Annotated in this window: 6 protein-coding genes; 1 reads left to right on the plus strand and 5 read right to left on the minus strand. The window is 72.4% G+C overall.

The features are described 5' to 3' along the window. Positions 1 to 103 precede the first annotated feature (103 nt). The 4 genes from HYE82_RS14450 to HYE82_RS14465 form a co-directional block, all read right to left on the minus strand. On the minus strand, positions 104 to 1,075 hold the full coding sequence (locus HYE82_RS14450; protein WP_179174438.1) for an acyl-ACP desaturase: 972 nt from the start codon (positions 1,073 to 1,075) through the stop codon (positions 104 to 106). A 380-nt stretch (positions 1,076 to 1,455) separates the two neighbouring features. Next, positions 1,456 to 3,099, minus strand: a complete 1,644-nt coding sequence (locus HYE82_RS14455; protein WP_179174439.1) for an ABC-F family ATP-binding cassette domain-containing protein — start codon at positions 3,097 to 3,099, stop codon at positions 1,456 to 1,458. Positions 3,100 to 3,465: 366 nt separating this feature from the next. Next, positions 3,466 to 3,882 carry an SsgA family sporulation/cell division regulator gene (locus tag HYE82_RS14460; RefSeq protein ID WP_179174440.1) on the minus strand — a complete coding sequence of 139 codons (417 nt, stop codon included), beginning with the start codon at positions 3,880 to 3,882 and terminating at the stop codon, positions 3,466 to 3,468. 179 nt (positions 3,883 to 4,061) lie between these two features. Next, positions 4,062 to 4,556: a (4Fe-4S)-binding protein gene (locus HYE82_RS14465; RefSeq protein ID WP_179174441.1), complete on the minus strand. Its 495-nt coding sequence runs from the start codon at positions 4,554 to 4,556 to the stop codon at positions 4,062 to 4,064. Between the two features lie 74 nt (positions 4,557 to 4,630). On the opposite strand from HYE82_RS14465, the gene HYE82_RS14470 reads away from it, so the two are divergent. Then, complete coding sequence (locus HYE82_RS14470) at positions 4,631 to 5,809, plus strand: oxidoreductase (RefSeq protein ID WP_256987221.1); 1,179 nt, start codon at positions 4,631 to 4,633, stop codon at positions 5,807 to 5,809. Here the strand turns inward: HYE82_RS14470 and HYE82_RS14475 are convergent. Then, positions 5,810 to 6,280, minus strand: a 471-nt coding sequence (locus HYE82_RS14475) for a GNAT family N-acetyltransferase (protein ID WP_179174443.1), incomplete at its 5' end; no start/stop codon positions are given.

The raw sequence follows: 6,280 nt of genomic DNA on the forward strand, positions 1-6,280 counted from the left end.
GCCCGCACGAGCGGGCCGAGGCCGGGGTCTCAACGGGACGCGCCGTCAGCGGGAGACGGGGCCGTCAGCGGGAGACGGGCCGCCAACGGGTCGAGACCGGGGGTCAGCCCTTGCGGGCGGCCAAGCGGGCCGCGCGGGCGGCCAGGCGCTCGTCGAACTTGCGCGCCTCCGAGTCCAGGCCGTCCATGAACAGGCCCAGCTCGTCCTGGGCCTTCTGGCCCTCCGGGCCGAGGCCGTCGATGCTCATGATCTTCAGGAAGCGCATGACCGGGCTCAGCACGTCGTCGTGGTGGATCCGCAGGTTGTAGACCCCGCCGATCGCCATCTGGGCGGCCATCCGCTCGAAGCCGGGCATGCCGTGGCCGGGCATCCGGAAGTTCACCACGACATCGCGCACGGCCTGCATCGTCAGGTCCGGGGCGATCTCGAAGGCGGCGCCCAGCAGGTTCCGGTAGAAGATCATGTGCAGGTTCTCGTCCTGCGCGATACGGGCCAGCATGCGGTCGCAGACCGGGTCGCCGGACTGGTGGCCGGTGTTGCGGTGCGAGATCCGGGTCGCCAGCTCCTGGAAGGCGACGTACGCCACCGAGTGCAGCATCGAGTGCCGGTTGTCGGACTCGAAGCCCTCCGACATGTGCTGCATGCGGAAGTTCTCCAGCTTGTCCGGGTCCACCGCGCGCGAGGCCAGCAGGTAGTCGCGCATCACGATGCCGTGCCGGCCCTCCTCGGCGGTCCAGCGGTGCACCCAGGTGCCCCAGGCGCCGTTGCGGCCGAACAGCGTGGCGATCTCGTGGTGGTAGCTGGGCAGGTTGTCCTCGGTCAGCAGGTTCACCACCAGCGCGATCTTGCCGATGTCGGTGACCTTGGACTGCTGCGGGTCCCAGGCTTCGCCGTCCTCGAAGAACGCCGGGAAGTTCCGGCCGTCGCTCCACGGGACGTACTCGTGGGGCATCCAGTCCTTGGTGACCTTCAGGTGGCGGTTGAGCTCCTTCTCCACCACCTCTTCCAGCGCGTACAGCAGCTTGGCGTCGGTCCACGCCTGCGAGCTGCCGAGGTGGGGAGAGGTGATCGTCACGGGTGCTCCTGGGGACAAAGCGAATTACCTACGGTTCCGTAGCCTACGACGCCGTAGGTTAAGCGGACCGTGAAGGTGAGCCAAGCCCCAGGCGTTCATATGACTGGTTACGTCCGGTTATCTGTGCAGTTGGTGAGCGTGTGCGAGGCCGGGTGCGGGGCGAAAGTCACGCCGGCAGGTGGTCCCGCGACAGCACCTTGACGCCGACGCCCTCATCACGACACCGCCCCGCCGCCGACGGCGGGCGCCGAAGCCGAGCCGGCCCCGGCCCCCGGCGTCGAAGCCGGGAGCCGGGGCCGGCTCAGGGGGTGCGCGGTGCCCGGTGGGCGGTGCGCGGTACGCGGTGGGTTCGTGCGTGGCGGGCGGGACGGTCCGCCGGGTCAGGAGGTCCAGAGCGTCTCGCGGACCTCCTCGGCCGTGGTCGGCCGGATCGTGCCGTCGAGCAGCAGCCAGCGGGTGATCCCGATCGACTCCAGGAACGGCACGTCGTGGCTGGCGACCAGCAGCGCGCCCTCGTACGCGTCCAGCGCGCCCGCCAGCTGCCGTACGCTCGCCAGGTCCAGGTTGTTGGTGGGCTCGTCCAGCATCAGCAGCTGCGGAGCCGGATCCGCCAGCAGCAGCGCCGCCAGCGCCGCCCGGAACCGCTCGCCGCCCGACAGCGTGCCCGCCGCCCGGTCCGCGCGGGCACCGCGGAACAAGAAGTGCGCGAGCCTCGCCCGGATCAGGTTGTTCGAGGCGTGCGGGGCGAACCGAGCCGCGTTGGCCACCACCGACAGGCCCTCGTCGAGCACGTCCAGCCGCTGCGGCAGGAACCCCACCGGAACGTGCGTCGCCACCTCCCCTGACAGCGGGTCGAGCAGCCCGGCGACCGTGCGGAGCAGGGTCGTCTTGCCCGAGCCGTTGCCGCCCACCACGGCGATCCGCTCCGGGCCGCGCACCTCCCACTCGCCCGGCACCCCGGCGCCGTGGGCCAGCCGCACGCCGCTCAGGGTGAGCACCCGGCGCCCCGGCGGGACCCGCGTCGCCGGCAGCTCGATCCGGATGTCGGCCTCGTCCCGGACGGCCTCCACCGCCTGATCCAGGCGCTCCTTCGCCTGCGCCAGCCGCTCGGTGTGCAGGGCGCGGTGCTTGCCCGCGGACTCCTGGGCCGTGCTCTTGTTGCCGTTCGCGACGATCTTGGACGCGCGCTTGGTGTCGTACATCTTCTGCCCGTACTGCCTGCGCCGCGCCAGTTTGAGGTGCGCCTCGGCCAACTCCCGCTTCTGCCGCACCACATCGGCCTCAGCGGTCCGGACCAGCCGCTCGGCCGCCTCCTGCTCGGCGGCGAGCTGCGCTTCGTAGTCGGAGAAGTTCCCGCCGTACCACTGCACTTCGCCGTCGTGCAGGTCGGCGATCCGGTCGACCCGCTCCAGCAGCTCCCGGTCGTGGCTGGCCAGGAGCATCACCCCGGACCAGGACTCGACCGCCGCGTACAGCCGGCGCCGGGCCCGCAGGTCCAGATTGTTCGTCGGCTCGTCCAGCAGCAGCACGTCGGGGCGGGCGAGCAGCAGGGCGGCAAGCCGCAGCAACACACCCTGTCCGCCGGAGAGTTCGCCGACCGTGCGGTCGAGGCCGATCCGGGCGAGGCCGAGCTGTTCGAGGGCGGCCAGGGCACGCTCCTCGACGTCCCAGTCGTCGCCGACGGCGGTGAAGTTCTCCTCGGTCGCCTCGCCCGCCTCGATGGCGTGCAGGGCTGCGCGGGCGGCGCGGATGCCGAGCGCCTCGTCGACGCGGAGAGAGGTGTCGAGGGTGACGTTCTGCGGCAGGTACCCCAGGCTGCCGACGACGGCCGACTGACCGCCGGACGGGCTCAGTTCGCCCGCGACGAGCTTCAGCAGGGTGGACTTCCCGCTGCCGTTGCGGCCGATCAAGCCGGTGCGGCCGGGGCCGACGGCCAGCTGGAGCCCGTCGAAGACGGCGGTGCCGTCGGGCCATTCGAAGGAGAGGGCGGAGCAGGTGATGAAAGCGGCGGACGTCGTACTCATGGAGGCCTCCGGGTTGCGTGAATGTGCGTGCAACAGGGGGAGACGGCCGAGGGCGAACCCGGTGGCGAGGTCCCGCGGTGCGGCGCGGCGGCGCGACGTGCCGCACCGGTACGACGTCGGGTCGTACGGCGGTGTGACGGCGCGGCGGCGCGGCGGCGGGGTCGGCTGCGTGACCGGGGTATGGGTGTCGGTCGGCGTCTCGGCCTCAGAAGAGCAACGTCCTGCTCCATTCGACGGGGAAGGGGCACCGACGAAACTACGGGCGGCCGGAACCGCCCGCAAACGGTTTACGGGCGGGGCCGGGTCGGACGGCCGGGCCGGGGCGGATCCGGCTGCGCGGGGCTGGTCCGGTCCGGGGCGCCGGGCTCAGTGGGGGCCGCGCATGAGCTCGGCCAGGCTGTGGTCCATGTCGAGGTACAGGTGCTCCAGCCCCGGCGGGACGATCTCCGCGACCCGCTCCAGGAACCTGTGCAGCTCGGCCGTGGACATGAGCACGATCGCCACACCCTCGGGGGCGTGGAACTCGATGGTGGTCCGGTCGCCGTCGTACGGCCGCACCCGCACGTCGCCGTGGCCCGTCGGCCGGTCCAGGCCCGACTCCATGAGCTCGCGCCCGAAGGTCCACGACACCTCGACGCCCTCCAGCGTCGCCGGGGCGGGGAAGGCCATCCGCACGGCGAACGGATCCGCGCGGTCGTAACAGAGAGTGACGGGTACGGTCTCGACCTTCGGTGCGGTGGCCATCAGACGTGCCTGCACAGCCTGCTCGATAACAGTGATCAAGGCTCGCTCCCTTGCGGCGGAATCCCTGCCGGGTGTGGGTCGGAACCCGGCATCCGGATAGACGCCGCAATCGGCAAATCCGTGCATGGTAGATGACGTGAGCTGTGTCACCGCCTGGCTGGAACGCATCCGTTTGATCGCACAGAGTGATCGGGGTGGTGGTTGCGCCCGAAGGGCGGTCACTCTTTGCCGCAGGGTCCGGAGAGGTCGCAGAAAGGCTGGTTCCCGCTCACTCCACAGGCGCAAAGCACCACCCTGGTCTCGCTGCGTACGGTTCCGTCCGCAGTCGTCACGCGCAGCTCGCCGCGGAGCGCGAGCCGGCCGGTCGGCACCCGTACGACCGTCGTCGGCCGGTCCGGCTCCTCGGATGGCCCGTCGGCGAGCCGGTACTGCAGCGCGCCCGACGGACACCGCCGGATCACCTCGGCGACCCGCTCGGGATCGGCGCCGTCCGGCTGCACCCAGGGCCGCTGCCCCGTGTCGAACACCTCGGGCAGGCCGCGCACGCACTCGGCGGCGTGCAGACACCGGCCCGTCTCGTACGTGACGGTGATCTGCCTGCCCGGGTAGGCCTTGGGCGGGGCGGGGTGATTCTGCTGTTGGGGCTGTTGGGGCTGTTGGGGCTGGTTGGGCTCCTTGTGCTGCGTGGGCTGCTCTGGCTGCTTGGAGGGCATGCAGCCACGGTAGGAAGGCGCGGGCGGGGACGCACCCTGGACGGCGAATCCGGGGTGCATTAGCTTCCGGCGCCATGAGACTTCTGGGAGTTGGCATGCTCGCGGCGGCTTTGACGGTGGTGCCCGTGGGGGCTCCGGCGCAGGCGGACAGCGACGGGACGCGGGGCATTCACGGCATGCAGGGTGCCTCTGGGGCTGGACGCTCCGGGGAGTCCGGGAAATTCGGGGACCTCGGGGAGCTCGGGGAGCTCGGGGAGTCAAAGGATCTTCGCAGTGCGGGCTGGGCGCTGAAGCAGACCGGCAAGGACGCCCGCTTCCGCGGACTGGCCGCGGTCAGCCGCACCACGGCCTGGGTTGCGGGCTCCAAGGGCACGGTGCTGCGCACCGTCGACGGCGGCCGCAGCTGGCAGGACGTCTCGCCGCCGGCCGCGGCGGCCGAGGGGCTGGAGCTGCGCGACATCGAAGCCTTCGACGCGCGTCGTGCCGTCGCCCTCTCGATCGGCGAGGGGGAGGCCTCGCGGGTGCTGCGCACCGAGGACGGCGGCAAGACATGGACCGAGGCCTTCCGGAACACCGACCCGCGCGCCTTCTACGACTGCCTGACCTTCTTCGACTCCCGGCACGGCCTGGCCGTCAGCGACCCGGTGGACGGCAGGTTCCGTGTGCTGTCGACGGACGACGGCGGGCGGAGCTGGGCGGTGCTGCCGGGCGCGGGCATGCCGGACGCGCTGCCGGGCGAGGCCGGCTTCGCGGCGAGCGGGCAGTGCCTGGTGAGCGCCGGGTCCCGGGATGCGTGGCTGGCCACGGGCGGCGGCCCCGTCGCCCGGATCCTGCACTCGGCGGATCGCGGCCGCACCTGGCGGGCCGCCGAGTCCGGCATCCCGGCCGGCGATCCCGCCAAGGGGGTCTTCGCCCTGGCCTTCCGCGACCGCACGACGGGCCTCGCCGTCGGCGGTGACTACCGCACCGGCCAGGCATCCCCGCAGGCCGCTGCCGTCTCGGCAGACGCGGGCCGCAACTGGAGCCCGTCCGGGACCCCGCCGCCCGCCTACCGGTCGGGCGCGGCCTGGCTCCCGCACACGCGCGCCGCCGCCATCGCGGTGGGGCCGACCGGTACGGACGTGACCACGGACGGGGGCCGCAGCTGGCGGGCGCTGGAGCCGGGCTCGTTCGACACCGTCGACTGCGCAGCCGACGGCAGCTGCTGGGCGGCGGGGGAGAAGGGACGGGTGGGGCGGCTGGAACGCCGGTGATCAGTCGGTCGGCTTCGTGAACAGGTCCATGCTGCCGAAGTGGCTGGGCACGAAGCCCGCCGCCTCGTAGACGGGCTCGCCGGCGGCGCTGGCGTGCAACTGGATGTAGTGGATCCCGATGCCGTTCAGCCATTCGACGAGCCCGTCGACGATCCGCCGGGCGTGGCCCTGCCCGCGGAAGGCGTCGTCGGTGACGATGCCGTCGAGGTAGCCGCGGCGCCCGTCGGTGTACTGGGGCCTCGGCAGGTGGTACGTCACCCAAGCCATCCCGGTGGCCGCGAGGGACTCGCCGGGTGCTCCGCCGACGACGAGGCAGTGCACGTCGGACCGGTCGCTGATCCGCTCGAGGAACCAGCCGGGGGCGACATCCCGCCAGGCGGCATCGGCGGGCCCGGGCTCGACGCCGAGCGCGGCGAGCGCGACGGCCCGCAGCCGTATGAGCTCGGGAATGTCGGCGGGGGTGGCGGGACG

This window comes from Streptomyces sp. BR123, from assembly GCF_013401435.1.
Classification (GTDB): domain Bacteria; phylum Actinomycetota; class Actinomycetes; order Streptomycetales; family Streptomycetaceae; genus Streptomyces.

What these genes read in the sequence shown, in the direction of transcription:
- HYE82_RS14455 (WP_179174439.1), bottom strand. Translation starts at nt 3,099, where the DNA reads ATGAGTACGACGTCCGCCGCTTTCATCACCTGCTCCGCCCTCTCCTTC.
- HYE82_RS14465 (WP_179174441.1), bottom strand. Translation starts at nt 4,556, where the DNA reads ATGCCCTCCAAGCAGCCAGAGCAGCCCACGCAGCACAAGGAGCCCAAC.
- HYE82_RS14470 (WP_256987221.1), top strand. Translation starts at nt 4,631, where the DNA reads ATGAGACTTCTGGGAGTTGGCATGCTCGCGGCGGCTTTGACGGTGGTG.